This window comes from Streptomyces sp. NPDC055966 (assembly GCF_042269865.1).
Classification (GTDB): domain Bacteria; phylum Actinomycetota; class Actinomycetes; order Streptomycetales; family Streptomycetaceae; genus Streptomyces.
The window spans coordinates 111,165-136,237 of record NZ_JBHJYK010000005.1 but is presented as its reverse complement, the minus strand read 5'-3'; the positions used below and the strand labels follow the sequence as shown (position 1 = coordinate 136,237).

General features: G+C 71.4%; 22 protein-coding genes and 1 pseudogene. 14 read left to right on the top strand and 9 right to left on the bottom strand.

The features are described 5' to 3' along the window. Positions 1 to 77 precede the first annotated feature (77 nt). The gene (locus ACFC8N_RS12850) at positions 78 to 1,565 is read right to left on the bottom strand and encodes a long-chain fatty acid--CoA ligase (protein WP_376288115.1); all 1,488 of its coding nucleotides are present in this window, start codon (positions 1,563 to 1,565) and stop codon (positions 78 to 80) included. 158 nt (positions 1,566 to 1,723) lie between these two features. Here ACFC8N_RS12850 and ACFC8N_RS12845 point away from each other — a divergent pair, with 158 nt between their 5' ends. Beyond that, positions 1,724 to 2,890, top strand: a complete 1,167-nt coding sequence (locus tag ACFC8N_RS12845) for a PucR family transcriptional regulator (protein ID WP_376288114.1) — start codon at positions 1,724 to 1,726, stop codon at positions 2,888 to 2,890. A gap of 76 nt (positions 2,891 to 2,966) precedes the next feature. On the opposite strand, the gene ACFC8N_RS12840 is transcribed toward ACFC8N_RS12845, so the two are convergent. Beyond that, positions 2,967 to 3,710 carry a class I SAM-dependent methyltransferase gene (locus ACFC8N_RS12840; RefSeq protein ID WP_356024016.1) on the bottom strand — a complete coding sequence of 248 codons (744 nt, stop codon included), beginning with the start codon at positions 3,708 to 3,710 and terminating at the stop codon, positions 2,967 to 2,969. Between the two features lie 180 nt (positions 3,711 to 3,890). Between ACFC8N_RS12840 and ACFC8N_RS12835 the strand changes: the two genes are divergently transcribed. Continuing rightward, positions 3,891 to 6,437, top strand: a complete 2,547-nt coding sequence (locus tag ACFC8N_RS12835; protein WP_376288113.1) for a beta-L-arabinofuranosidase domain-containing protein — start codon at positions 3,891 to 3,893, stop codon at positions 6,435 to 6,437. Between the two features lie 130 nt (positions 6,438 to 6,567). Beyond that, entirely contained in the window at positions 6,568 to 8,562 is a 1,995-nt protein-coding gene (locus tag ACFC8N_RS12830) for a hypothetical protein (protein WP_376288112.1), read from the top strand. Positions 8,563 to 8,603: 41 nt separating this feature from the next. Here the strand turns inward: ACFC8N_RS12830 and tpg are convergent, their stop codons facing one another. Continuing rightward, the gene (gene tpg / locus ACFC8N_RS12825; protein WP_356024008.1) at positions 8,604 to 9,158 is read right to left on the bottom strand and encodes a telomere-protecting terminal protein Tpg; all 555 of its coding nucleotides are present in this window, start codon (positions 9,156 to 9,158) and stop codon (positions 8,604 to 8,606) included. A gap of 169 nt (positions 9,159 to 9,327) precedes the next feature. On the opposite strand from tpg, the gene ACFC8N_RS12820 reads away from it, so the two are divergent. The 4 genes from ACFC8N_RS12820 (at position 9,328) to ACFC8N_RS12805 (ending at position 12,981) form a co-directional block, all read left to right on the top strand. Beyond that, on the top strand, positions 9,328 to 10,275 hold the full coding sequence (locus ACFC8N_RS12820; protein WP_376288111.1) for a TIGR01777 family oxidoreductase: 948 nt from the start codon (positions 9,328 to 9,330) through the stop codon (positions 10,273 to 10,275). A gap of 109 nt (positions 10,276 to 10,384) precedes the next feature. Beyond that, positions 10,385 to 11,299 (top strand): TIGR01777 family oxidoreductase, encoded by a 915-nt coding sequence (locus ACFC8N_RS12815; protein WP_376288110.1) that lies wholly within the window; start codon positions 10,385 to 10,387, stop codon positions 11,297 to 11,299. Between the two features lie 164 nt (positions 11,300 to 11,463). Beyond that, the gene (locus ACFC8N_RS12810) at positions 11,464 to 12,333 is read left to right on the top strand and encodes a class II glutamine amidotransferase (protein ID WP_376288293.1); all 870 of its coding nucleotides are present in this window, start codon (positions 11,464 to 11,466) and stop codon (positions 12,331 to 12,333) included. A 45-nt stretch (positions 12,334 to 12,378) separates the two neighbouring features. Continuing rightward, positions 12,379 to 12,981 (top strand): GNAT family N-acetyltransferase, encoded by a 603-nt coding sequence (locus ACFC8N_RS12805; RefSeq protein ID WP_376288109.1) that lies wholly within the window; start codon positions 12,379 to 12,381, stop codon positions 12,979 to 12,981. A gap of 56 nt (positions 12,982 to 13,037) precedes the next feature. On the opposite strand, the gene ACFC8N_RS12800 is transcribed toward ACFC8N_RS12805, so the two are convergent. Then, complete coding sequence (locus ACFC8N_RS12800; protein WP_356023999.1) at positions 13,038 to 13,484, bottom strand: hypothetical protein; 447 nt, start codon at positions 13,482 to 13,484, stop codon at positions 13,038 to 13,040. Between ACFC8N_RS12800 and ACFC8N_RS12795 the strand changes: the two are divergent. After that, a pseudogene (locus tag ACFC8N_RS12795) lies at positions 13,483 to 13,593 on the top strand (cold-shock protein); the annotation flags it as partial. The gene ACFC8N_RS12800 and the pseudogene ACFC8N_RS12795 sit on opposite strands and share 2 nt — an antisense overlap. A gap of 155 nt (positions 13,594 to 13,748) precedes the next feature. Here ACFC8N_RS12795 and ACFC8N_RS12790 read toward each other — a convergent pair. Both ACFC8N_RS12790 and ACFC8N_RS12785 read right to left on the bottom strand, forming a co-directional pair. After that, entirely contained in the window at positions 13,749 to 14,288 is a 540-nt protein-coding gene (locus ACFC8N_RS12790) for a hypothetical protein (RefSeq protein WP_376288108.1), read from the bottom strand. A 425-nt stretch (positions 14,289 to 14,713) separates the two neighbouring features. Next, complete coding sequence (locus ACFC8N_RS12785; RefSeq protein WP_376288107.1) at positions 14,714 to 16,294, bottom strand: glycoside hydrolase family 32 protein; 1,581 nt, start codon at positions 16,292 to 16,294, stop codon at positions 14,714 to 14,716. A gap of 158 nt (positions 16,295 to 16,452) precedes the next feature. Here ACFC8N_RS12785 and ACFC8N_RS12780 point away from each other — a divergent pair, with 158 nt between their 5' ends. Genes ACFC8N_RS12780 through ACFC8N_RS12765 form a run of 4 tightly spaced genes read left to right on the top strand, consistent with a single transcriptional unit; the run spans position 16,453 to position 21,057 of the window. Continuing rightward, the gene (locus tag ACFC8N_RS12780) at positions 16,453 to 17,862 is read left to right on the top strand and encodes an extracellular solute-binding protein (protein ID WP_376288106.1); all 1,410 of its coding nucleotides are present in this window, start codon (positions 16,453 to 16,455) and stop codon (positions 17,860 to 17,862) included. Further along, the gene (locus tag ACFC8N_RS12775) at positions 17,859 to 18,806 is read left to right on the top strand and encodes a carbohydrate ABC transporter permease (protein WP_376288105.1); all 948 of its coding nucleotides are present in this window, start codon (positions 17,859 to 17,861) and stop codon (positions 18,804 to 18,806) included. The genes ACFC8N_RS12780 and ACFC8N_RS12775 overlap by 4 nt, the downstream gene beginning before the upstream one ends. A 14-nt stretch (positions 18,807 to 18,820) precedes the next feature. Continuing rightward, positions 18,821 to 19,675 carry a carbohydrate ABC transporter permease gene (locus ACFC8N_RS12770; protein WP_362822844.1) on the top strand — a complete coding sequence of 285 codons (855 nt, stop codon included), beginning with the start codon at positions 18,821 to 18,823 and terminating at the stop codon, positions 19,673 to 19,675. Beyond that, entirely contained in the window at positions 19,672 to 21,057 is a 1,386-nt protein-coding gene (locus ACFC8N_RS12765; RefSeq protein WP_376288104.1) for a glycoside hydrolase family 32 protein, read from the top strand. Before ACFC8N_RS12770 ends, ACFC8N_RS12765 begins: the two co-directional genes overlap by 4 nt. On the opposite strand, the gene ACFC8N_RS12760 is transcribed toward ACFC8N_RS12765, so the two are convergent. Next, positions 21,020 to 22,084 (bottom strand): LacI family DNA-binding transcriptional regulator, encoded by a 1,065-nt coding sequence (locus ACFC8N_RS12760; RefSeq protein ID WP_356024270.1) that lies wholly within the window; start codon positions 22,082 to 22,084, stop codon positions 21,020 to 21,022. The two genes, ACFC8N_RS12765 and ACFC8N_RS12760, sit on opposite strands and share 38 nt — an antisense overlap. A gap of 233 nt (positions 22,085 to 22,317) precedes the next feature. Here ACFC8N_RS12760 and ACFC8N_RS12755 point away from each other — a divergent pair, with 233 nt between their 5' ends. Both ACFC8N_RS12755 and ACFC8N_RS12750 read left to right on the top strand, forming a co-directional pair. Continuing rightward, positions 22,318 to 22,488 (top strand): twin-arginine translocase TatA/TatE family subunit, encoded by a 171-nt coding sequence (locus ACFC8N_RS12755; RefSeq protein WP_356023983.1) that lies wholly within the window; start codon positions 22,318 to 22,320, stop codon positions 22,486 to 22,488. A 60-nt stretch (positions 22,489 to 22,548) separates the two neighbouring features. After that, entirely contained in the window at positions 22,549 to 22,782 is a 234-nt protein-coding gene (locus tag ACFC8N_RS12750) for a hypothetical protein (protein ID WP_356023981.1), read from the top strand. A gap of 20 nt (positions 22,783 to 22,802) precedes the next feature. On the opposite strand, the gene tatA is transcribed toward ACFC8N_RS12750, so the two are convergent. After that, the gene (gene tatA / locus ACFC8N_RS12745) at positions 22,803 to 23,009 is read right to left on the bottom strand and encodes a Sec-independent protein translocase subunit TatA (RefSeq protein WP_376288103.1); all 207 of its coding nucleotides are present in this window, start codon (positions 23,007 to 23,009) and stop codon (positions 22,803 to 22,805) included. Positions 23,010 to 23,092: 83 nt separating this feature from the next. After that, on the bottom strand, positions 23,093 to 24,799 hold the full coding sequence (locus tag ACFC8N_RS12740; RefSeq protein ID WP_376288102.1) for an LCP family protein: 1,707 nt from the start codon (positions 24,797 to 24,799) through the stop codon (positions 23,093 to 23,095). Positions 24,800 to 25,073 lie beyond the last annotated feature (274 nt).

Below are 25,073 nucleotides of genomic sequence, written 5' to 3'. Positions count from 1 at the left end.
GCTTCCACACGACATGACGTCAACCGATTATTGTGAACACCTTGTTCATCTGCCCGCATGCCTCCCCGGCGCATGTGTCACGACGCCGGTGCGGTGATCTCGCGCTTGAGTATCTTGCCGCTCGGGCCCATCGGCAGGGTGTCCGTCAGCCAGACGCGGCGCGGGTACTTGTAGGCAGCGACCCGGTCGCGGACGAACTGCTGCAACTCCTCGGCGTCCGCCCGGGCGCCGGGGCGCAGCACCACCGCGGCCGCGACCTCCTCGCCGAGCCGCTCGTCCGGCACGCCGAGCACCGCGGCGAGGGCGACGGCGGGGTGCTCGTGCAGGACCTCCTCGATCTCGCGCGGGTAGACGTTGTACCCGCCGCGGATGATCAGGTCCTTCTTGCGGTCCACGATGAAGAGGTAGCCGTCCTCGTCCTGCCGGGCCAGGTCGCCGGTGCGCAGCCAGCCGTCGGGAACGGTGGCGGCCGTGTCCTCGGGGCGGTTCCAGTACTCCTTCATCACGTTCGGCCCGCGCACGGCCAGTTCGCCGACCTCGCCCGGCGCGACGTCCTCGCCGCTCTCGTCCAGCAGCCGGACCTCGACGTCGCGGATCGGCGTGCCGACGGAGCCGGGCTTGCGCGGCCGGTCGGGATGGTTGAAGGAGACGACCGGGCTGGTCTCGGACATGCCGAAGCCCTCCAGCACCATGCAGCCGAAGCGCCGCTCGAAGCCGTGCAGCACCTCCACCGGCAGGGAGGCGCCGCCCGAGACGCACATGCGCAGGCTGGACACGTCGGCGTCGGCGGGGTGCTGCAGGAGAGCGGCGTACATGGTGGGCACGCCCTCGAAGACGGTGGCCCGGTCGCGGGCGATGGCGTCGAGGACCGCGCCCGGCTCGAAACGGGGCACGAGGGTGAGCGCGGCGCCGCTGCGGACGGCGACGTTCATCGTGCAGGTCTGCCCGAAGATGTGGAACAGCGGCAGACAGCCGACGATCACGTCCTCGGAGGTCAGCCGCTGGACCTCGGTGACATTGACCTCGGTGTTGTGGCGCAGTCCGGCGTGGGTGAGCGCGGCACCCTTGGGGCGGCCGGTGGTGCCGGAGGTGTAGAGCAGCACGGCGATGTCGTCGCCCGCGGCGGGCGTGACGTCGAACTGCGGCTCCAGGCACGCCAGTTCGGCGGCGAACGCGGCGGGCTCGACCGCCAGGTGCCGTACCCCGGCGGCGGCCGCGCCCGCGCCGCCCTCGCCCGGCGCCCGATGCCACTCGAAGAGCAGCACGGCACCGGAGTCCCGCAGGTGGTAGGCGGTCTCGCGCGCCTTGAGCAGCGGGTTCATGGGTACGACGATGCCGCCGGCGCGCAGGACGGCGTAGTAAAGGATCACGAACTCGGGCACGTTCGGGAGCATCAGCGCGACCCGGTCGCCGGTGCGCAGGCCCTCGGTGCGCAGCAGGGCGGCGGCCCGGGCGCTGAGCCGGTCCAGCTCGGCGTAGGTCGTCGTGGTCGTTCCCAGGCGCAGCGCCGGCCGGTCGGGCAGGCGCCGTGCCGTGTCCACCAGAAAGTCCGCCAGATTGGCCATGATGCCTCCTCGCACCCCTGCTTCCGGCGCCCACGGGTCCCGCCGCCGACGCTCACGGCATGATCACCCGGGGGCCGGCGGCCGTCCATGGCCGCGCCCACAGTCCGCGCCTCCCACAGTTGTTCCCGGAACCAAACAGACCGCCGTACGCTGCGGGTATGGGGCTGGAGAAAGTGGGCGCGGCGTTGCGCGGGCGGCTTCCGGAGCTGGGTGTGCGGATGACGGAGCGGATCCGGGCGGACGTCGAGTCGTACGCGGACGACGCCCTCATCCCGTTCGAGTCGCTCCGCGTGTCCTGCGCGGACAACGCCGATCTGCTCCTCGGCCGTTTCGCGTTCGGCGCCGAGCCGGACGTGGGAGCGGCGCGGCAGACCGGGCGGCTGCGCGCGGAGCAGGGGGTGCCCCTCGCGGACACACTGCACGCCTACCGGGTCGGTTTCGAGCTGCTCTGGTCGGAGATGGTCGACGAGGCGCGCCGGCATCCGGAGGTCACGGACGCCGAGCTGGTCGCCGGTTCGTCGGAGATCTGGGCCTTGTTCGGCCGCTACGCGGAGGCGGTGGCGGCCGCCTACCGGGAGGCCAGCGCGGAGCTGGCGCTGCAACGCGAGGCGCGGCGCTCGGCGCTGGCCGAGGCCCTGTTCACGGGCGCGCTCGCGGACCGTACGACGCCGTGGGAGGCGGCCCGGCAGCTGGGTCTGCCGGAGCGGGGCCCGTACGCGGTCGTGGCCGCCGCCGTGCCGGATCCCGGTGAGGAGCCGCTGCCCGGCATCGAGGCGGCGCTGCGCCGCTCCGGGGTGTCGTCGGTCTGGCGGCTGCTGCCCGACCAGCAGATCGGTCTGGTCTCGCTCGCGCACCGGGACGCGGAGACGGTGAATATGCGGGCGCTGCGCCGGCGGCGCGCCCGGGTCGGGGTCAGCCCCCGCTTCGACTCGCTGCGCGAGACCCCGCAGGCGCTGCGGTTCGCCCGGCTGGCCCTGGCCGGGCTGCCCGGCGACGGGCCGGGGGTCACGCGCTTCGACGACAACCCGCTGGCCATGCTGGTCGCGGCGGCCCCGGCGGAGGCGGGCCGGCTGGTCGAGGTCGCCCTGGGACCGGTGCTCCGGCTCCCGGAGGCGGAGCGGGCCCGGCTCCTGCGCACCCTCGGCCACTGGTTCACCTCGGGCGGCGCGGCGGCCGAGGCCGCGGACCGCCTCTTCGTCCATCCCAACACGGTGCGCTACCGGCTGCGCCGCGTCGAGGAGTTGACGGGCCGCTCCCTCTCGGACCCGGCCGCGCTGGCCGACCTGGGCGCCGCGCTGCACGCCTTGCGCCTGCTGCCGTCCTGAGCACCGCGGACTTCGGCCGGGGGCCCGTCAGTGGGGCTGCCCGTACGCCGCACATGTCCCGGGGCGTGCCGCCCGGTCAGCGCTCGGCCGGGATCCGGTACACCGACACATGGGAGCGGGACTCGGCCGTGAACGGGGTCCCCGTCCAGTCCGCATGCCGGAACTCCCGCTCGAATCCAGCCAGTTGGGCCATGAGGTCGAGTTCGGCGGGCCAGATGTAGCGGTGCGGGCTGCGGTGCAGCTCGGCCCGCTCGGTGTCGTCGAAGTGGAAGTGGTGGGACACGACACGCTGGTCGAGCACGTCGTAGGTGTCCAGGCCGAGGTATCCGGGCTCGGAGTGCCAGACGGTGGCGGCGGCCCCCGGCGGGAGCGAGCGCAGCTCGGGCACCCACAGCTCGATCACGAACCGGCCGCCGGGACCGAGATGGCGGGCGGCGTTGCGGAAGCACTCGACCTGTGCGGCCTGGGTGAGCAGGTTGGAGATCGTGTTGTAGACGAGATAGACGAGGCGGTACGTCCCCGGGGCGGCGGTCGTCGCCATGTCGCCGATGACCACGGGGATCGACGCCTCGTCGGCCTTGGTGCGCAGTTGCTCCACCATCGGTTCGGACAGCTCGATGCCGGTGACGGGCACGCCGCGCTCGGCGAGCGGGACGGCGACCCGCCCCGTCCCGATCGCGAACTCCAGTGCCGCCCCGCCGTCCGCCAGCTCGGCGAGGCGTGCCACGGTGGGCTCCAGCACCTGCGGCGCGAACATGCCGGTACCGGGGGTGTCGTAGCGCCGGGCGGTGGCCGCGTCCCAGAGGTTCTGCTGTTCCATGGCAACCAACCCTGCCCGCCCGCACATGAGTTGTCGAGCCTGTTTCGGCCCGGCACACCCGTCTCTCCCACGCCATTGACACCGGGAGCCAGTCCTCTACGGTAGATCACCGCACAGCATGTCGCACAGATTTCGATATCTCGAACGCACCACTCATGCCATCGACATGCGGAGGACTTCGTGACCCCACCCCTCGGCAGACGGTCCGTCCTCACGGCGGCCGGCGCGACCGCGGCGGCCCTGACGGTGACCGACACGGGCCCCGCCCAGGCAGCGCCGCACCACGCCTCAACACCGCACCACGCCTCGGCACCGCGCCGGCGAGCCGTTCGCGTCCAGCCGTTCCCGCTGACCGCGATGACGCTGCTGGCCGGACCGTTCCAGGACAACCAGCACCGCAACACCGCCTATCTGCGCTTCGTCGACATCGACCGGCTGCTGCACACCTTCCGGCTGAACGTCGGCCTGCCCTCCGGCGCCCAGCCCTGCGGCGGCTGGGAGGCACCGGGCGTGGAGCTGCGCGGGCACTCCACCGGTCATCTGCTCTCCGGTCTCGCGCTCACCTACGCGAACACCGGAGACACCGCGCTGCGCGACAAGGGCCGCAGCCTCGTGGCGGCCCTGGCCGCCTGCCAGGCCGCGTCGCCGTCGGCCGGGTACGGCAAGGGCTATCTGTCGGCCTTCCCGGAGAGCTTCTTCGACCGGCTGGAGGCCGGGACGGGCGTCTGGGCGCCGTACTACACGATCCACAAGATCATGGCGGGGCTGGTCGACCAGTACCGGCTGGCCGGGAACGCCCAGGCCCGCGACGTGGTGCTCCAGCTCGGCGAGTGGGTCAACACCCGTACGGGGAAGCTGAGTTACACCAAGATGCAGCAGGTGCTGGAGACCGAGTTCGGCGGGATGAACGACGTCCTCGCCGATCTGCACGCGATCACCGGGGACACGGTCTGGCTGGACGTCGCCCAGCGTTTCACCCACGCCCGGGTCTTCGACCCCCTGGCCGCCGGCGAGGACCGGCTGGCCGGGCTGCACGCCAACACCCAGATCCCGAAGATGGTCGGCGCGATGCGGCTGTGGCAGGAGGGTCTGACCGACCGCTACCGCACCATCGCGCAGAACTTCTGGCAGATCGTCACCGACCACCACTCGTACGTCATCGGCGGCAACAGCAACGGCGAGGCCTTCCACGAACCGGACGCCATCGCCGCCCAGTTGTCCAACGGCACCTGCGAGAACTGCAACAGCTACAACATGCTCAAGCTGACCCGGCTGCTGCACTTCGAGGCACCGGACCGCACCGACTTGCTCGACCACTACGAGCGCACCCTGTTCAACCAGATGCTCGGCGAGCAGGATCCGGACTCGGCGCACGGCTTCGACATCTACTACACGGGCCTCGGCCCGGGCTCCTTCAAGCAGCAGCCGTCCTTCATGGGCACGGACCCGAACGCGTACTCCACCGACTACGACAACTTCTCCTGCGACCACGGCACCGGCATGGAGACACAGGCGAAGTTCGCGGACACGATCTACACGCACGACGAACAGCGGCTGCTGGTCAACCTGTTCATCCCGTCCGAGGTGCACTGGCAGGAGCAGGGGATCACCTGGCGGCAGACCACCCGGCTGCCCGACACCGCCTCGACCGTGCTCACGGTCACCGCCGGGAGCGCACGGCACGAGCTGCGGGTGCGCATCCCGGCCTGGGCCTCCGGCGCGCGCGTGAAGCTGAACGGCCGTACCATCAAAGGCCGCCTGGACGCGGGCAGTTGGCTGAGCCTCGACCGCGCGTGGAAGACCGGCGACCAGGTCGAGGTCGCCCTGCCGATGCGCACGACCCTCGAAGCCACCCCCGACGACCCGGACGTCCAGGCCGTGCTGCACGGTCCGGTGGTGCTCGCCGGGGCGTACGGCACCACGCAGAGCCGCTCGATGCCCCGGCTGGACACGGGCACGATCCGGCAGACATCGGCCGACCCGCTGCGGTTCAGCGCGACGGCCGGCCAGAAGACGGTGACGCTGCTGCCCGTCGCCCGCGTCCACCACCAGTACTACAACGTCTACTGGCTGACCGGCCGGCCCCCGTCCCCGCCCCCGGCGTTCGCCGCCTGGTACCGCTTCGACGAGGCCTCCGGCACCAGCGCCGCCGACGCCACCGGCAACGGGAGGACGGCGACCTTGACCGGCGGCGCCGCCTGGGCCCAGGGGCATCTCGCGGGCGCCGTCGCGCTGGACGGCACGGACGGTCATGTCGCCGTGGCCGCCGACCTGTTGGCGGGCGCGTCCGCCTACTCGGTGGCCACCTGGGTGAACCTCGCCGGACGGCCCGCCACCTGGAGCCGGATCTTCGACTTCGGCACCGGGGTCAGCGCCAACATGTTCCTCACCCCGCTGAGCGACGCGGGGACCCTGCGCTACGCGATCACCACGAGCGGCGGCGGAGCCGAGCAGCGCATCGACGCCGACCCGCTGCCGACGGACCGCTGGGTGCATGTGGCCGTCACCTACGGATCCGGCACGGCCGTGCTCTACGCCGACGGCCGTGAGGTGGGCCGGAACACGGCGGTCGCCGTCGAGCCCCGCGACTTCGGCGACCACATCCGGGCCGCGTACATCGGCAGGTCGCAGTACCCGGACCCGTACCTGAAGGCGGCGGTCGACGACTTCAGGGTCTACGGAAGGACACTGACCGCGGCGGAGGTCACGGCCCTCGCCGACGCGTAGGCCCTCGCCGACGGGGGCGTCACGAGAGCCCGGGCCCGGTCCGGCGATCCCGCGGAGGCCGCCATTCGGCCGCCATTCGATGACAGAGTGTCCGTCGGAACGCCCATTCGCGGTCACAGGGGGAGATGGCGTGGCAGGCATGGCTCTGAAGGCGCTGGACGAGGTGCCGTGGGAGCGGCTGGAGTCGGCGCTCGGGCACCACCCGGCCGAGGAGATGCGGGACGCCCTGCGTCGCCTGGCCCTCAAGGGCGGAGCGGCGACCGAGGAAGACTGCTACCCCCTGTTCGGCTGCTTCGCGCTGGGCACCGGACGCGTGGCCGCCGTGGCGACGGCCGCGCTGCCGTTCGTCGTCGCCCTCGCCGGCGATCCGGGCATGGGCGCCCGGGTCACGCTGGTCGGGCTGTTGGCGAGTTTGTCCGAGGCGGCGGCCGAAGCCGACCCGGGCCGGGTGGACGCGGGGTGGCACGAGGCATGGCGGGCCCAGCGCCCCCGGTTCCGGGCGCTGCTCGCGGACCCGCTGCCCGAGGTGCGCCGGGAGGCCCTGCCCCTCGGCGAGGGGATCGGCGTGCTGCTGGAGCGGTGGCACGCCGAGACGGACCCGACGGTGCGGCTTCCTGTGCTGCTCGCGCTGGGCACCGCCGCGGCCGACTGCGCCGACGCGGGCCCGGTGGATCGGGTGCGGGCGGTGGTGGCCCGGGCGCTGCGTACGGAGGGTCCCGTCGTGCGGGTCGCGGCCGTGCACGCCTGGGCCGCGTTCGACGCCCGGGCGGCGGTCCGCGAGCTGGACCTGCTGGTGGACGTGCTGTCCGACCCGGCTGCGCGTCCGCAGTTCGAGGCGATCTGGTACGTCCCGGACGTCGACGGTGGCTTCACCCGTGAGGATGTCGTCTCCTGGACGGCCCGCCTGTTCGAGGGCGCGCCGCGGACGGGACTCGCCTTCGTCGTCCGGCTCATCGGCGCGGCGCGCCGGAACGGGGACACCCTGCTGTGCCGGGCCGCGCTGGACGAGGGGTGGCGGCTGTCGGCGGTCCGGCCGTCGGCGGCATCGTCGCTGGTGCCGCTCGCGGGCGCGTTGCTCGCCGATCCGGACGACGGCGTACGGTACCGGGCGGCCCACCTGCTGGCCGTGCTGGGGCCGCGGGCGGCGCCGTACGCCGACGAGCTGGCCGCCCTCCTCGACGACCCGGGCGAGGCAGGGTTTCTTGAGGGCACCGTCGGTGACCACGCCCGCTGGGCGCTGACCCGCATCGGCGACGAGCGGGCCCTGCCGGGGCTCGTCGAGCGGCTGTACGCGCCGTACGAGGGCCAGTACTCACGCGCGTACGTCTCGGGCGACCCGCGCCTGCCGGAGGTCGAGGACGTCCTGATCCCCCTGCGGGCGCACGCGCAGGCCCTGCTGCCCGCGGTGCGGAAGCTGCTCCGGGACGACGGGGTGGGCGGCTCGCTCACCTGCTGCTTCCTGGAAGTCCTCACCGCGTGGGGGCCGGCCGCGGCGCCCGCGCTGCCGGACGTGGTGGCCCTGCTGGACGACACCCGGTACTCGCTGCACGCACTCGACGCGCTGGTGGCGATGGGACCGGCCGCGAACTCGGCCGAGCCCGCCGTGCGCCGCTGCACGGTCCTCGACTTCCCCGGCAACCATCACAAGGTGGCGTGGGCGGCCTGGAGCCTGGGCGGCGACCGCGACGCGGCGCTGCGGCTCATCGGGGAGGCGGTGCTGACCGGGGAGGCGCCGCTCTACGGTCCCGTCGGCCTCCTCGGCGACTTCGGACCGGCGGCCGCGGGCTACGCCGGCCGGGTGCGGCATGTCATGGAGCACGGTGACAGCTGGGTGCGGCTGCGCGCGGCGGTCGCGCTGTGGTCGGTCACCGGCGAGCCGGAGCCGACCGGATCCGTCCTGGAGGAGTACGTCCATCCCGTCGCCGGCGGCGGAGACACCTACGGCCTCTTCCTCGACGCGCTGCGCGCCCTGGCCAGGATCGGCACGGTCTCTCCGGCGGCGCGGGCAGCCCTGCGTGCGGTGCGGGGGTCCGACCGGCGGCTGTCGACGTACCGGGACTACCGGGCCTTCCTGGAGGACGCGGAGATCCGGTCCGCGATCGACGACGTTCTCGCCCTGCCGTGACCAGGGCCTGTCGGGCCGGTACCGGCCCGACAGGCCCTGGTTCACAGGGAGATGTCGATGTCCTCGACGTCGGTGAACTCCACCAGCAGGCCCTGGGCGCGGCGTCCGGCGTCGCGGAAGTACATCTCGCCCAGGCCCTGGGCGGCGATGTCCTGCAACTGTGCCTCGGTGGCGCCCCGGTCGCGGGCGGCGAACAGGCGCTCGGCCCAACGGGGCGGCAGTGCCTGGGTGATGTGGCGGAGCCGGGCGTCGTCCGTGGTGCCCGGCGCCGCGGTGAAGCCGAACCGGGCGCGCGCCGAGACGACGATGCCCTCCGCCGTGGCGGCCCGGTCCCTGGCCCGCGCCCGCACCTGCGGCTGCCAGCGCTGCCTGACCTCGCGCTCCAGTCGCGCGGCGAGATCCCTGCGGGGATGCCGGAGCGTGCCGACGACGTACCGCTCGACGGTGCGCTGCGAGACGCCCAGCAGTTCGGCGGCCGGCCGTGTGCCCTTGAGCTGCTTGACCAGGTATTTCATCTGAGCCTGCGCGGACTTGGGGACGGGGCGGGTGAACGCCCCTTCCAGCGCCCGGTCCAGGCTCTCCCCCACGGTGTCCACGGGCTGCTCCTCTCCACCTCGAAACGACCTGGCGTCGGCCGTCTCGCAGGTCAGCCTATGCGACGGAGCGAACACTGCGGGACAGCCGAGGGACGTAGACGCCCACCATGGTTTTGAACGCGTTCAACTCCAGGGCTACGCTGTGTCCGACACGAACGGAGGGGGCGCGATGAAGGTGGTTCTGCCCGGGGGCACCGGACAGGTGGGCACGATTCTCGACCGCGCGCTGACGGCCGCCGGCCATGAGGTCACGGTGCTGACCAGACGTCCGCGGCGAGCACGCCAGATCGGCTGGGACGGGGTCACGCTCGGGCCGTGGGCCGAGGCGATCGACGGCTGCGACGTCGTCGTCAATCTGGCCGGGCGCAGCGTCTCGTGCCGCTACACCCCCGCGAACCTGCGGGCCATGATGGACTCCCGGGTGGACTCCGCGCGGGTGGTGGGTGAGGCGATCGCGGTGGCCGCGCGGCCGCCGCGGGTGTGGCTGCAGATGAGCACGGCGACGATCTACGCCCACCGCTTCGACGCGGCGCAGGACGAGGCGACCGGGGTGATCGGCGGCTCCGAGCCGGGCGTGCCGGACTACTGGGCCTACAGCGTGCAGATCGCCGAGAACTGGGAGCGGGCACAGCGCGAGGCGCCGACGCCCGCGACCCGGAAGGTGGCGCTGCGCGCGGCGATGGTGATGAGCCCGGACCACGGCGGGGTCTTCGACGTCCTGCTGGGCCTCGCCCGGCTGGGGCTGGGCGGGCCCGTCGCGGGAGGTGCGCAGTACGTCTCGTGGATCCACGACGAGGACTTCGTCCGCGCGGTGGAGTTCCTGGTCGACCGGGAGGACATCGACGGACCGGTGAACCTCGCCTCCCCCGGCCCCCTCCCCCACCGGGAGTTCATGCGCACCCTGCGCGCGGCCTGGGGCGTCCCGTTCGGACTGCCCGCGACGCGCTGGATGGCGGAACTGGGCGCATTCGCGTTCCGCTCGGACACCGAACTGCTCCTCAAGAGCCGCCGCGTGACGCCGGGGCGGCTGCACGAGGCCGGGTTCACCTTCACGCATCCCACCTGGGACTCCGCCGCCATGGACCTCGTCCAGCGGGTACCGGGGCAGCCCCGGTGAATCCGCGCACCCACGAGCCTTTACTTGAACTTACAAGCACCAGGTGTAGGGTCCCTCGTGATTCAAATTTGAATCACGTGAACCGCCCACGCCTGCTCGGGAGGACGCCATGCGCGTCGCGATCACCGGGTCCACCGGACTCATCGGCTCCGCTCTCACCCGCTCGCTGCTCGCGGACGGCCACCAGGTCGTCCGTCTCGTCCGCGACCGGTTCGCCACCGCTCCTCGGGACGGCAGCGAGACCGCCCACTGGGACCCGGTCGCGGAGCGGGTCCAGCCCGGCGCGCTGGACGGAGCCGACGCCGTCGTGCACCTGGCCGGCGCGGGCGTCGGGGACAAGCGGTGGACCTCGGGGTACAAGCGGGAGATCCTCGACAGCCGGGTCCGGGGCACCACGGCCCTCGCGCGTGCCGTGGCCGCGGCCGCCGCCCCGCCCCGCGTCCTGGTGTCCGCGTCCGCGACCGGCTACTACGGCGACACCGGCGAGCGGATCACCGACGAGAGCGGGCCGGCCGGGGACGACTTCCTGGCCTCCGTCTGCGTCGCGTGGGAGGCGGCCGCCGACCTCGCGCGGCAGGCCGGCGTCCGCGTGGTGCACCCGCGCACCGGGCTGGTGGTCTCCGCCGAGGGCGGCGCGTTCGGCAGGCTCCTCCCGCTCTTCCGGCTCGGGCTCGGCGGCCGGCTCGGCTCCGGCGACCAGTACTGGCCGGTCATCTCGCTGACCGATCACATCGCGGCGCTCCGCTTCGCCCTCGACACCGAAGAGCTGTCCGGCCCCGTCAACCTCACGGCCCCCGAGCCGCCCACGAACCGGGAGGTGACCCGGGCTCTGAGCCGCGCCCTGCACCGCCCGGCGTTCGCGGCGGTCCCCGCCGTCGCCCTGCGCGCGGTACTGGGCGAGTTCGCCACGAGCATCACGTGCAGCGCCCGTGTCGTCCCGGGCGCCCTGGAGAAGGCGGGCTTCTCCTTCGCCCACCCGACGGTCGGCGAGGCGCTCGACTCGGTGCTGCGCACGGCCGGTTGAGGCCCCGGATCGGCGCGACCCCGACGCGGGATTCCGGCCACGGGCGGGTATGTCCCCACCTGCGCCGCGTGCGGGAACGCCCGGCGCGCGGGACCATGGTCGTCCCGCCGTACGGCGCCGGGTCCCGGCGGAGGACCGGCGGCAAGGGCGACAAGGAGGATGCCGTGTGCCGGCTGTTCGGACTGACCAGCTCCCCCCATCGCACACACGCCACGTTCTGGCTGCTGGACGCCCCCGACAGCCTCAGCGCACAGAGCCACCGCGAACCCGACGGCACCGGACTGGGCTACTTCGAGGCCGACGGGACGCCCGAGGTGCACAAGGCCCCGATCGCCGCCTATGAGGACCGCGCCTTCGCCCGGGAGGCCCGGGAGGTCGAGTCGGCCACCTTCCTCGCGCACATCCGCTACGCCTCCACCGGCGGCCTGGACATGCGCAACACCCACCCCTTCGAGCAGGAGGGGCGGCTGTTCGCGCACAACGGGGTGATCGAGGGGCTCGACGAACTCGACCGCCACCTGGGCGAGGACCGGTCCCTTGTACGCGGCGACACCGACTCCGAGCGCTTCTTCGCCCTGGTCACCCGGGAGACCGCGGCGCACGGCGGCGACGTGTCCGCGGGCCTCGCCGCCGCGGCGCGCTGGGTCGCCGAACACCTTCCCCTGTTCGCCCTCAACATCGTCCTCACCACCCCCGACGAGTTGTGGGCCCTGCGCTATCCCGCCACGCACGAGCTGTACGTGCTGCGCCGCCCGGCAGGCGGTCACCATGGCGCGCGGCACCTGGACCACGCGGGCCGGTACGGCCATCTGCGGGTCCGCTCGGCCCGGCTGGGCGCGCTCCCCTCCGTCGTCGTGGCCAGCGAGCCGATGGACGAGAGCCCGCTGTGGCGCCTGCTGGATCCCGGTGAACTGCTCCACGTCGGCCCCGACCTGCACACCACGAGCCGGATCGCCCTGCCCGACGCACCGGCCCATCCCCTCACCCTGGCCGATCTCCGGCCCACCGCGGCCGCCTCGCAGCGTCCCGCATAGCGCGGGCGCACAACGGCGGCACGCGGGCTGCCGTACGGTCGGGGCATGCACACGACTGGAGAGGGCACGACGGTTCCCGGTACGGCCGGGCCCGTCGTCTACCGGCCGGCCCGGCCCGGCGACCGCGATGCCCTGGCGGGCGTCGACTCCTCCTTCAGCACGGACTCCGTGTACGAAGTCACCGTCACGGAAGGCGGGTTCGGGCTCCGGCGCATCCCCGTCACCCCTCCCCTCCACAAGACCTTCCCGGACGACGAGCCCGACGAGCCCGCCGCCGACGACGACACGGGTCCGAGCCGCACGATGGTCGCCGTCGCCGGTAGCGAGGTGTGCGGGTTCGTCACGGCCTCGTTCGCGCCGTGGAACGCGCGTCTGACCATCCGTGACATCGCGGTGGCACCGGCCTGGCGGGGCAAGGGGATCGGGCGGAACCTGATGCGGCTCGCGCTCGGCTTCGCCCGGGAGTGCGGGGCGGCGCACATGTGGCTGGAGGTCAGCAGCGTCAACGCGCCCGCCGTCGGCGCCTACCTGCGCATGGGCTTCACCTTCTGCGGGCTCGACACCTCGCTCTACGACGGCACGGAGTCCGCCGGTGAGGTGGCCCTCTTCATGTCCCGCCGGGTGGACCGACCGGCACCGGAGCTCTAGCCCGGCCCACCCGTCGGGGACCTGGCAGTTGCACTCGCCCGCCTCGACGGCGAGCGTCAGGGTATGTCGACGCGCGGTGACTGCACGAAGCCCTGGTAGCCGTAGTGGCCGTTGATGGTGGCCCAGAAGCCGGCCTGCACCACGTACTTGCCGGGAGCTATCGAGAGGTAGCCCGGCTGGAAGGCCCAGGGTTGCTTATTCCAGCCGGCGCAGTGGAGGTCCGCGACCTCCGTTGTGGAGCCGTCCGGGTTGACTCGGAGAACCTGGGCGCAGACGTCGATGTTGAGCCCGGCGGGGTCGCTCACGTAGGTCCAGCCGTTGAGCCGGCCGTCGATGGTGGGATAGGCACAGGGCGACAGGGTCACGCCGGCAGCCACGGGTTCCCACGCGCGGCAGCCACCCCAGTCGGTGGCGGAGGCGTCCGGCGCTGCGACCAGCCCGCCGAGCAGGGCTGCGCTTGCCAGGGTCAGGGCTGCCGCCCTGGTGCCGAGTATTCGTCTCATTTCTTCTCCGGGTGATTGTTGCTGGGACAAGGGCTTCGGTTTCATCGCTCAGGACGACGGCGGCCCGGACGTCTTCGTGCACTTCCGCGCGAACGGGGCCGCACTCTTCGTCCGGGCCTCAGTCGTCTTCGGCCGGCTCGGCCGACTCCGGCTGCGTCCTCGACGGCTGTGTCGCCGTGGTCGTCCTGACGTCAGATTGCCTGTACACCCTTCAGACCTTGGATTCACGTCGGCCAGACGTTCCGAGGATGTCTCCGGCCGGGCTCAGGGCGCAGTCCACGGGATCTGGCTCCAGTTCCTGTCGTTGCAGCCTGCGTACGGCCCGGCCACCTCGCTGCCATTGTTGTAGTTGTGCGCGGAGCTCCACGCCACGCAGCCGCTGTTGTCCAGCTCGGCGCCCGCGCGCCAGATGTTGTCCGACGCGTCGGTGTGGGGCTTTCCCCAGTAGGCGAACAGAGGGTTTCCAGGAGTGGAGTTCAGCACGCCGCCGAAGTGCGGCTGGCCCCCGTCGATGCTGTCCGACTCCACGCCGACCACGACCTGGCGGCCAGGGTGTGCCAGCATGAAGTTCGTGTTCCAGTCCCAGCGGCCGTAGGTGTAGCCGTTGCAGGTGCTGTACCACTGCGAGATCCAGCCGGCGGTCATCCCGTTGGCGCCGTAGGGCATCTTGTCGCCGACCTGGAACGAGGTGCAGGCGGTGCCGGCCCTGGGCTGGGTTTGGGCGGCGCCGGCGGTGCCGCCGAGGCCGATGGTGGCGACGCCGGCGAGGGCGACGGCGCGCTTGGCCTTCCCGAGTTTCAGCATGCGTGTGCTTCCCCCTGTGTGAGTGGAGGCCCTGGTGAGGGGCCTTGGACGGTCTCCGCCGTTCGTCCGCGCATCAGCGTGCCTGTGCACGGACAGCCATGGGAACCGCGGGCGGGTTGCGTTCCGTCGTGAAACTAGGCTCATCAACGCGTGGTGTGGAGTGTCGAGTTGCACGGTGAAGAGGGGGTTCCGGTGCCAGAGTGCACAGCGAACCGGGATCCGACGCCGGAGCAAACCCCCGGATCAGGTCGAACCCCTACACCACACCCGACCTACCCACAGCCCAACTGTCCGGGCCCAGCAGGGAACTGTGCTTGCTGGTCGACTACCGCGAAGACCTGGTCGCCGAACGCACGGGCATCATCAACCGGATGCGCGGGCATCTGCACGAACTCGACCCCCGTCCAGGCGAGACCTCGGCTGCCTCACACGGTGAACTCCCGTATCACCACGTCCCGGAAGACGGCCGTCCCGTCGATGGTGAACAGCGCCAGTCCGGTGTCGACGAGATAGGGGAACGCCTCCGTGGAGTGCACGTACCGCCCGTCGTCCACGAACATCTCGACGGACGTTCGGTCCACCAGGATCCGCAGCGTCACCATGCCTGCGGACGGGTCGAACGGTGTGTGGCTCTCCTGCCACTTGCCGGAGGTGTCGGGGTTGACGGCACCGCGCCGGTTGAGGAATGCGAAGTCTCCGTAGATTCCGGCATCGATGTGCCGGCTGCCGTCGGCGGAGCGGCGCAGTTGCAGGCCCGCGCCGGTGAGCTGGTTCCAGGTGATCCGGCAGGTCAGCTCGTAGGCGGTGCCGGTGTAGTCCAGTGCGCGGCTGCCGTTGACCTCGATGTCGCCGAGGTTCACCGTGCGCGAGACGTGGTCATCCAGGGCGGCGACGGGTTGTGAAGCGAGGTAGTACGCGCCCGAGGCTGTCCGCTTCAGCGTCACCTCGCGGACGATCGAGTCGGTGCCGTTGAAGCCGTCGCAGTCGATGGTGGGCGTGGTGCCCGCGTAGTCCCAGTCGTTCAGCCAGCCCATCGCGTACCGGGTGGCGGGGTCGGTCGAGCCGTCGGCGAGACGCTTCTCGAAGGTGACGGCGCCGTACCAGTCGAAGCCGTGGTCGAGCCACTGCGGGTCGGTGGCGTCGGCGGTGAACGTGCTGCCGTCGAAGCTGCCGGTCCAGTAGGCGTACGTGTTCGGCAGCCCCGAGCCCTTGCCGTTGGCGCTCACCCCGAGCACCCACTTCGCGGTGCCGTCCGCGCTGGTGATCCGGAACAGGTCCGGGCACTCCAGCGCGCCGAGCCCCTCCTTGACGAAGTCACTGACGGACGTCCACTTCTTCAGGTCGTCGGAGTGGTAGAAGCCCACCTTGGTGCCCTCGGCAAGGGCCATCACCCAGCGGCCGCGCTCGCCGTCGCGGATCACCTTGGGGTCGCGGAAGTCGGCCCCCGCACCCGGACTGGGCAGCACCGGATCGGTGCCGTAGTTGGTGAAGGTACGCCCCTGGTCGGTGGAGTAGTACAGGAACTGCTCCTGGCGGTCCGTGCCGCCGCCGGGCGACATGGTGGCGATGACGACGACCGCACCCGCCCCGAATCCCGCGGTGTTGTCCGCGTCGACCACCGCCGAGCCCGACCAGACGTCGCCGTTGGGGGTCGTGTCCTTCGGTACGGCGACGCCGCCGTCCTGGAAGGTCACCAGGTCGGTGCTCGTGGCCAGGCGCCAGGCCGTGCCGACGGCTCCGGTGAAGTAGTCCGCGTTGTACAGGTAGTAGTAGTGGTACTTGCCGTTGATCCAGACCGGGCGCTGCGGGTCGTTCTTCCAGCCGTCGGGGACCGTGTGGTGATATTCGGCGCGGTAGCTGGCGCAGCCGGCCGTCACCTTCGGCCGCGCCTTTGCGGGCTTCGGCGCGGCGGTGGGCGTGGCGGCGGCCCCCGTCGCGGGCAGCATCGCGGCCGCCACCCCTACGGCCGACCCTGCGAACAGGGCTCTCCTGGACATCTCAGGCATCACACATCGTTCCTCTCGTGAAAACGGCGGCTCATGTGAAGCAGGACTGTGCGACCTAACTCGTTAAAGGTCAAGGGTTCACGACTCTTGACACGGCCGTGACGCGCTTCACATCATCTGGGCATCAACCCTGATCTAACACGAGTTAGGCACGTTGGATGACCGACTCGCACCTCACCCGCCGCACGCTGCTGCGGTACGGCGCCTACGGGGCGGGAGCCGCCGCCCTGGCCGGCACCGCCGCGAGCTGGGACCGGCTCACCGGGGCCGACATACCCGGCCGCGACGACGGCTCGCTCGTCGTCGCCACCCTCGGCCCGGCCTACGGGCCGGAGGCGATCCGCACGCTCACCGAGGGCTTCCGGAAAGCGCACCCGGACATCAAGCTCCGGATCAACGCGGTGCAGGCCGTCGACTGGTCGGACTTCTTCGCGAAGATCCTCACCCAGATCGCGGCGGGCACCGCCCCCGACCTGGTCTACGTCGCCACCGAGGGCGTCCAGCTGTTCGCCCAGCGGCTCGGGGTCCCGCTGGACCGCTGGGTGATGCGTGACGCGGCGGAGCTGAAGGAGTACTTCGCCGATGTCCACCCCTCGCTGGTGGAGTCGATGATGTACGAGGGGCATCTCTACCAGCTGCCGGTCGAGTTCAACGCGGCCGACATGTACCTCAACCGGCAGGTGCTGCGGCGGGCGGGCGCGGACTTCCCGGCGCCGGACTGGACCCGCGACGACTTCACCGCGCTGCTGCGGGCCATGAAGAAGTCCAGCGGCTCCCAGTTCACCCCGTACTTCTGGACCAACCGGCTGTGGGGCGGCGTGGTGCCCTGGCTGTTCAACAACGGCACCAACCTCCTCGCCGAGTCCAAGGCACCCGGCGGCGCCTGGCTGTGGGACTCCTTCTATCCGGCCGCCGAACGCAGCGGCCGCGGCGGCGGCTTCCGCTGGACGACCCCGCAGGCCACGGACGACCGCGTCGAGGAGGCGTACGACTATCTCGCCTCCCTCATCCAGGAGAACCTCTGCACCCGCCCCGAGGGCGGCAACGGCCAGAACCTCGTCGGCGTCTTCTCCACCGGCCGCGTCGGCGTCACGCCCGCGGGCGGCTTCTGGGCGGGCGGACTGCACCTGGCCGGCATGAAGGCCGACGCCTACGACGTCCAGTACTTCCCTCGCCGGCGCACCCAGCGCATGCAGTTCGGCGCCGCCGGCTACGCCCTGCTGCGCACCTCCAGGAAGCAGGACGAAGCCTGGGAGTTCATCAAGTACGCCGCCCGCAAGGACACCCTCACGGCGCTGTTCGACACCAACCAGACGACCCCGGCGCGCCGCTCGATGCTGACCGCCGGACGCTACAAGGAAACCGGCCCGGCACGCTGGCCGGTCTTCTACGACACCCTCGACAAGTACCCCGACACCGGGCCGATACCGGCGCCGCCGCAGGTCGCCGAGGTGACCGAGGTCCTGCTGAAGTACACCGGCACCGCCCTGGCCTCCCCGCGCTCGGTGCGGCCTGCGCTGCGCCGGATGCAGGGCGACCTGGAGAAGGCCATGGAGCGTGGGGTATGACGAGCACTCAGATCACCACGCCCGTGCGGACGCCGGCACGTACGTCGCCCGCCCCGCGCACCTCCCCCCGAGACCGCGGAACCCGCCTGCTGGCCACGCTCTTCCTGGCACCCACCATCATCGGCATCGTCGTCTTCACGGTCGTACCGATCGTCGGCTCGGTCGTGCTCAGCCTGTTCCGCTGGAACGTCATCGACTCCCCCAGCTTCGCCGGGACCGCCAACTACCGTGAGGTCTTCGGTAATTCGACCGTGCTGGTCTCCTTCCGCAACACCCTCGTGTTCATGGTGTTCGCGGTCGCGCTGCAGCTGCTCATCGCGCTGGCACTGGCGCTCGCGCTGAACGGGCGGATGCCGATGTGGCTGCGTTCGGTGTTCCGCTCGGCGTTCTTCTTCCCCCTGGTGCTGTCCGCCGCATCGATCTCGGTAGTGATGAAGTACCTGTTCAACCAGGACTTCGGGGTGGTGAACTGGCTGATCGGGCTGGTCGGGATCGCCCCGGTGCCGTGGCTGACGTCCGAGAATTCGGCGATGGCGACGGTGGTCATCGTCTACGTCTGGCAGCAGTTCGGCTTCTCGTTCCTGCTGTTCGTCGGCGGCCTGAACAACATCCCCAAGGAGATCCACGAGGCGGCCTCCCTCGACGGCGCGACCGGACTGCGGGGGCACCTGCACATCACGCTGCCGCTGCTGTCGCCGACGCTGCTGGTGGCGACCGTCGTCGGCGTGATCAACGCGCTGCAGGTCTTCGAGCAGCCGTACGTGCTGACGAACGGCGGACCCGGCGACTCCACCCGCACCGTCGTGATGGTCATCTACGAGACCGCGTTCGAGCAGCTGCGCTTCGGCGAGGCGTCCGCGGTGGGCGTGCTGCTGTTCGTGCTGATCATGGCGGTGACCGCCCTCCAGTTCCGGCTCAGCCGGCGTTTCGTCCACTACCAGTGAGCCGGGTGAGTCCCTTGAGCCAAGCAACCCTGTCCCCGAGCCGCGCCCGGTACACCCTCGGGCCGTGGGCACGCATCGCCGCCCTGACCGTGTGTGCGCTGCTGACCCTCGGCCCGGTCATCTGGACCGTGTCGACCTCGCTGCGCACCCCGGCCCAGTCCTTCGACCTGCCCCCGAAGATCATCCCGATGCATCCCACGGCCGCCGCGTACCGCGGGGTGTTCGACCAGCTCGACGTGTGGCTGCTCGCCCTCAACTCCACCCTGGTGACGGCGCTGATCGCGATCGGCCAGATGATCACGGCGGGACTGGCCGGGTATGCGTTCGCGCGCCTCGAATTCCGTTTCAAGAAGCCCCTGTTCGGGCTGGTGCTGGCGACGATGATGGTGCCGTTGCAGGTCACCATCGTGCCGGTGTTCCTGGTGCTGAAGTCGATGGGCCTGACCGACACCCTGCTCGGCCTGATCATCCCGGCCTTCCCGACCGCGTTCGGCACCTTCCTGATGCGCCAGTACTTCCTGGGCATGCCCAAGGACCTGGGCGAGGCGGCCATGCTGGACGGCGCCGGGCCCTGGCGGATCTTCCGGTCCGTGTACGCGCCGCTGGCCGCCCCCGGCCTCGCGATCGTCGGCGTGCTGGCCTTCAACTACCACTGGAACGAGTTCTTCCGGCCGCTGATCCTGGAGACCTCCGGCCAGAACTACACGCTGCCCCTGGGCCTGGTCTCGCTCCAGGGCAACCTCGGCACCGGCTCCATCTCCGTCGTCCTCGCCGGTGTCGTCCTGTCCATGCTTCCCGCCGTCGCGGTGTTCGTCGTCGGCCAGCGTCCTCTGCGCGAGGGCATCACGTCCGCAGGAGTCAACCGTTGAACCATGACCCCAACGCACCGCGTTTCAGGGTCCGCCCGCCCGCCGGCTGGACGAACGACCCCAACGGTCCGTTCCGTTGGCGGGACCGCTACCACCTCTTCTACCAGCACAACCCCGACGCCCCGGTGCACGCGAACGTCCACTGGGGCCATGCCTCCAGCCCCGACCTGGCGCACTGGGAGCACCACCCGATCACGCTCGCCCCGACACCCGGCGGCCCGGACGAGGCCGGCTGCTGGTCCGGCTGCGTGGTCGACGACGACGGCGTACCGACCGCCGTGTACACCGGCGTCGACCGCCACCACGCCGGCCTCGGCTCCATCTGCCTGGCCCGGGCCGTGGTCCCCGACGACGAGACACTGACCGACTGGAAACCGCTGCCGACGCCTGTGGCGGCCGGTCCGCCGGCCGGCCTCGACGTGGCGATGTTCCGCGACCCGTTCGTGTTCACCGACGGCGGGCGGCGATGGGCGCTGGTCGGTGCAGGACACGCCGACGGCACACCGTCGGTCCTGCTGTACGACTGCGACGACCTGACCGACTGGCGGTTCGCCGGAGTGCTCCTCGACGGCAACGACCCCGTGGCGGCCGGGTTGTTCGGCGATCGGGCCGTCGGCTGGGAATGCCCGCAGATGTACGCGACGGCCAGTGGGGAACGGGTGCTCGTGGTATCGCTGTGGGACGGGGACCCGTGGACCACAGGATATCTGACGGGACGTCTGCATCCTTACGGTGACGGCGAGTTGCGATTCGAGGCACGGACCGGCGGCCGGCTCGACCACGGGCGGGACTTCTACGCGCCCGCCGTGCTCCAGGAGCCGGACCGGGCCCTGATGTGGGGCTGGTCCTGGGAAGCTCGCGAGCAGGGCGAGGTGGACCTCGCCGGGTGGGCCGGTGTTCTCACCGCGCCGAGAGAGGTGGACGTGCATCCGGACGGCACGCTGCGCGTCGTACCGGCGAAGGAGCTCGAACTGCTGCGCGCGCCCGAGCCGTTCGTCACCGCACCGGGCGGCCGGGTACCGCTGCCGCAGTCGTACGACCTCACCGTCACCGCACACGGACCCACCACCGTGAGCCTGCTGCGGTCCGCCTCCGGTGCGGAGGTGACGGTGCGGCTGGACCCGGACGCAGGCACCGTGACGCTGGATCGCGGTGACCGGCCGCGCACGCCTGTCGACGCGTCGGCGCCGATCGTGGTGCGGACGCCGGGCAGGCGGCTGCGAGTGCTCGTCGACGGTTCGTTGTTCGAGCTGTTCGTCGACGATCGGGCCACGGTCACCGAGCGTGTCTACCTGCGCCCCGACGACGTGCCCGAGCTCGTCGTGTCGGGGGCGGCGACCGCCGTCACGGGATGGGCGCTGGCCCCACGGACGCACGACTGATCACCGGGCAGGCGATGCGCCGCGTGGTGGCGGGCGGGGTGCGTCCGGTTTCGATGGAGTCGAGGAGGAGCCGGGCGGCAGCCTCGCCCATCGCGCGGTGCGGGAGAGCGACCGTGGTCAGGGGCGGGGTGAGGAACTCTGCCATGTGCTCCTGGTCGTCGTAGCCGACCACCGACAGATCGGCGGGGACGGCGATGCCGAGGCCGGTCGCGGCGTGCAGGACGCCCGCCGCGACCCGGTCGTTGTAGCAGAAGATCCCGGTCGGGCGGCGATCCGCGGGCGCTCCGTCGAGGATCCGCATCGCGCCCTCGTAACCGCCGGAGATCTCGCCCCCGGTGCGCAGGACCCACTCCTTGGGGACCGTGATCCCCTCGACGCGCAGGGCGTCCCGGTAGCCGCGCAGCCGCTCGACGGAGGCGATGTCGTCCTGGCCACCGACCACGGCGACCCGATGGTGCCCCTCCTCCAGCAGGAGCCGGGCGGCGGTGCGACCTCCGGCGCGTTCGGCGGGGATGACGGAGGGCAGGGAGTCGTCCTCGGGCAGGCAGTTGGCGAGGACGGAATGGGTGCGGTGCAGGCCCTCGGGGACGCGAACCCGTCGTAGCGACATGGCGGCGTAGATGATGCCGTCCACGCGTCGGTCGAGGAGTTCGGCGACGGCGGCGTCCTCCTTGGCCGGGTCGCCGCCGGAGTCCACGGTCAGGACGAGGTGCTCGCTGTCCCAGGCGGTCTCCATCGCGCCGCGCAGCAGCCGGCCCGCGAAGGGTGAGGACGCGATCTCGTCGGTGACCAGGCCGATCACGGCCGTACGACGGCGGCGCAGGCCGCGGGCCACGGGGTCGGGGCGGTAGCCGAGCTGGGCGGCCGCCTGGCGGATCCGCTCCTGGGTGGCGGGCGAGAGATTGCCCTCGGCGCGCCCGTTGAACACGAAGGAGACAGCGGTGTGGGACACCCCGGCGAGCCGGGCGACGTCCCGTGACGTGGGACGCCCGGACCCCGTCGACTGCTTCTCCTCCGTGCCGCCCATGCCGCGCGCTGCCCTCATCCCCGCCCGTCCGGTTGATCACTGCTCACCCTATCCGTGACGCACGACGTACAACACAGTCGAGGGAGGTCCCGTGGTGATCAGCAGCCCGACGCACACCGCGTCCTCCCAGGTCACACCGTGCGGCGCGGGGAGGTCGGGCGGCGGGGTTGTCGGATGATCACCAGCAGGCGATACTTCTACAGACCTGTAGATCGAGCGTGGAGGCAGTCCTGATGTTCGGCTTGAGCGAGCTGGCCGTGATCCTGGTGGTCGTGGCCGTGATCGTCGGCATACGCAAACTGCCGGAGCTGACCCGGTCGGCGGGCAAGGCGACACGGATCTTCAAGAGCGAGGCCAGGGCGCTGAGGGACGAGGACACAGCGGAGCGCCGTACGCATCGGTGACGAGACCGGAGTGACCCGGCTCACCGGATCAAAACTTGCGCAACCTCTAAACTGTGCGCCGTGGACACTACCGAAGTGACGGGTTGGGAGACCGCCGTGCTCGCGGGCGGGCCGGCGGACGGGCTGCGGATGAAGGTCTCCGACCGGCCCCGTGTGATCCAGGTGACGTACCCCTGCAAGGTGGAGGCCGCCTCCCCCGACGGTGTACGGGCGGAAGCCGTGTACCTGTACCGCCGCGACTACAGCGTGACCGCCGAGCCCCTGCGGTACGGCTTCGACGTCGCCAGTCCCTGACCGGTGCGGGCGGGCGTGGCTCAGTCGGCCGGCCGCGCCTCGGTGACGGGGGCGGTGGCCGACTCAGTCGCACCGTCGTCCTTCATGGCCTTGGCCTCGCTCTTGAGGATGCGCATGGACTTGCCCAGCCCGCGCGCCGCCTCCGGCAGCTTCTTCGAGCCGAACAGCACGATGACGACGATCGCGACGATCAGCAGGTGCCAGGGTTCCAGTCCGTTGCGCAGCATGACGCCCGCCCCTCTCCAGATACGTTTTCCAGATTTCCGTTTTGCGCAACTATACGACCGTGCGCAAGTCCCCCCGGCGACGATCAGGAGTCGGAGTCGGGGACATTGCGTGCCGCGGCGTACGCCTGCGCCGGTGTCATCGAGACACCGCCCAGGCTGACCGTCCTGTACTGGCTGACCTGGGCGCAGGTCTTGGAGTCGTCGGCGGTGGAGGCGTGGGCGTTGGAGACGGCGGCGTGGGTGTCGGCGGGCGCGGGCCGGGAGCTGCCGCCGGGGAAGGAGGTGCCGGTGGGCCAGTCCGATCCGATCACCAGGGTCAGGCCCGTGCCGGTGCCCTGCTGCAGGTGCGCGGAGGACAGTCCGAGCGCCTTGGCCGCCGTCTGCGCCTCGCCCTTCTGGCCGCTGCCGTACGTCAGCGTGGTCGTCGCCGCGGGGCTGGGCGCGTTGGCGGTGGTGGTGGCGGAGCTGAAGCCCTGATCGGTCAGGGCGGTCGCGATCTGCGAGGCGCGGCCGGTCACCGCGGTGCCGTTCTCCACCGTCACCGCGATCTGCGCCGCCGGCACCGCCGAGGCGGTGGGCTTCGCCGTGGCCGAGGCCGCCGCCGACTTGCCGCCCGAACCGGTCGTCAGGGACTGGTCGTCGGCGATGGTGGAGAACAGCGTCTGCGCGCCCGGCCCCACGACGAGGCGGTCCTTGTTGTTCGGGTCGGGGGCGGTCTGCATGGTCGTGAACGTCATGCGTTTCGTGGGCACCTTGTTCACGTCCGACGCGAGCGAGATCAGCTTCTTCACCGTGCCCAGACCGTCGTCCACGGTCAGCGCCTTGGTGGCCGCGTCGGCAAGGCCGTAGACCGCCGTGGGATCGGTGAGCGTGCCCGCGCTCTTGAAGTTGCGCATCATCGCGCTCAGGAAGAGGTGCTGGGTCGTCGTACGGCCCAGGTCGCTGCCGTCGCCGAAGCCGTGCCGGGACCGCACGAACTCCAGCGCCGCGACACCCTTGAGGGTGTGGTCGCCCTTGGACAGCTTCAGGTGCGAGTACGTGTCGTAGACGTTGTCATTGACACAGACGGAGACGCCGCCGATCGCGTCCGACATCTTCACCACGCCGGAGAAGTCGAGCTTGACGAAGTGGTCGATCGGGATGCCCGTGAGCTGGTGGACGGTGGCCACCTGACAGGCGGGGCCGTACTGCAGCGCGCTGTTGATCTGGCCGTAGTAGCCGTTGGTGGACTGCTTGCTCTCGCTGTCCGTGCAGGCGGGCACCTTGGTCATGGTGTCGCGGGGGATGCTCATCACCGTGGCGTTGGAGCGGTCGGCGGATATGTGCAGCACCATCTCCACGTCCGCGTTGCTGCCGGTCTGCACGCCGGTCTGCGAACAGCCGCCGCCCAGCTTGCAGTCGGCCGCGCTGGTGCGCCCGTCGGAGCCCATGACCAGGATGTTGATCGGGGTGCGGCCGAAGGCGTCGGCCTTCTCGGAGCCGCCCTTGCCGTCGAGCGAGAGGCTGTGGATGTTGCCGTTCAGGTGCTCGTAGAACCACCAGCCCGCACCGGCCGTGACCACGATGAGGGTCGACATGCCGATGCCGATGATCTTCAGCGCCCGTTTCCCGCGCCCCGCCTGACGGGCCCGGCGCCCGCGCTTGCCGGCGCGTGAGCGGGCGGCCGCCCGGGCCGCGGCCCTGCCGCCCTGCTGACGTGCTCCGTCGGCCTCGGCTGCGCGCTGTCCGGGAACCCGTGCGTTACGGCTCCGCGTGGCCTGGCCGGCGGGGCCGTCCCACGGGTCGCTCATCTCCCACTCCCATGAACGGTCGGGCCCGTCAGTCCCGGCCGAGGGGTGTACGGCCAGACCTGCGCGGCGGTGTAAAGGCGGGCGGAAGACTGCCGCTCCGCCTTGCTTGCGTGGTTGCGCAATCTAACAAACCTGTGGCCCGAACAGCGCGGATACACACTCAATTCACAGGTGGGGCACCTTTTGGAATCGCCGTGCGGACCTGCGTCGGTACGGGAGCCGGAGTGTACGCCCCCGGGTTAAGAACGATGTCAGGTGTGACCCATCACAGATG

What these genes read in the sequence shown, in the direction of transcription:
- ACFC8N_RS12850 (WP_376288115.1), bottom strand. Translation starts at nt 1,565, where the DNA reads ATGGCCAATCTGGCGGACTTTCTGGTGGACACGGCACGGCGCCTGCCC.
- ACFC8N_RS12760 (WP_356024270.1), bottom strand. Translation starts at nt 22,084, where the DNA reads ATGGGCGGCACGGAGGAGAAGCAGTCGACGGGGTCCGGGCGTCCCACG.
- ACFC8N_RS12785 (WP_376288107.1), bottom strand. Translation starts at nt 16,294, where the DNA reads ATGCCTGAGATGTCCAGGAGAGCCCTGTTCGCAGGGTCGGCCGTAGGG.
- ACFC8N_RS12780 (WP_376288106.1), top strand. Translation starts at nt 16,453, where the DNA reads ATGACCGACTCGCACCTCACCCGCCGCACGCTGCTGCGGTACGGCGCC.
- ACFC8N_RS12800 (WP_356023999.1), bottom strand. Translation starts at nt 13,484, where the DNA reads ATGAGACGAATACTCGGCACCAGGGCGGCAGCCCTGACCCTGGCAAGC.
- ACFC8N_RS12820 (WP_376288111.1), top strand. Translation starts at nt 9,328, where the DNA reads ATGAAGGTGGTTCTGCCCGGGGGCACCGGACAGGTGGGCACGATTCTC.
- ACFC8N_RS12840 (WP_356024016.1), bottom strand. Translation starts at nt 3,710, where the DNA reads ATGGAACAGCAGAACCTCTGGGACGCGGCCACCGCCCGGCGCTACGAC.
- ACFC8N_RS12740 (WP_376288102.1), bottom strand. Translation starts at nt 24,799, where the DNA reads ATGAGCGACCCGTGGGACGGCCCCGCCGGCCAGGCCACGCGGAGCCGT.
- ACFC8N_RS12755 (WP_356023983.1), top strand. Translation starts at nt 22,318, where the DNA reads ATGTTCGGCTTGAGCGAGCTGGCCGTGATCCTGGTGGTCGTGGCCGTG.
- ACFC8N_RS12845 (WP_376288114.1), top strand. Translation starts at nt 1,724, where the DNA reads ATGGGGCTGGAGAAAGTGGGCGCGGCGTTGCGCGGGCGGCTTCCGGAG.
- ACFC8N_RS12790 (WP_376288108.1), bottom strand. Translation starts at nt 14,288, where the DNA reads ATGCTGAAACTCGGGAAGGCCAAGCGCGCCGTCGCCCTCGCCGGCGTC.
- ACFC8N_RS12775 (WP_376288105.1), top strand. Translation starts at nt 17,859, where the DNA reads ATGACGAGCACTCAGATCACCACGCCCGTGCGGACGCCGGCACGTACG.
- ACFC8N_RS12815 (WP_376288110.1), top strand. Translation starts at nt 10,385, where the DNA reads ATGCGCGTCGCGATCACCGGGTCCACCGGACTCATCGGCTCCGCTCTC.
- tatA (WP_376288103.1), bottom strand. Translation starts at nt 23,009, where the DNA reads ATGCTGCGCAACGGACTGGAACCCTGGCACCTGCTGATCGTCGCGATC.
- ACFC8N_RS12805 (WP_376288109.1), top strand. Translation starts at nt 12,379, where the DNA reads ATGCACACGACTGGAGAGGGCACGACGGTTCCCGGTACGGCCGGGCCC.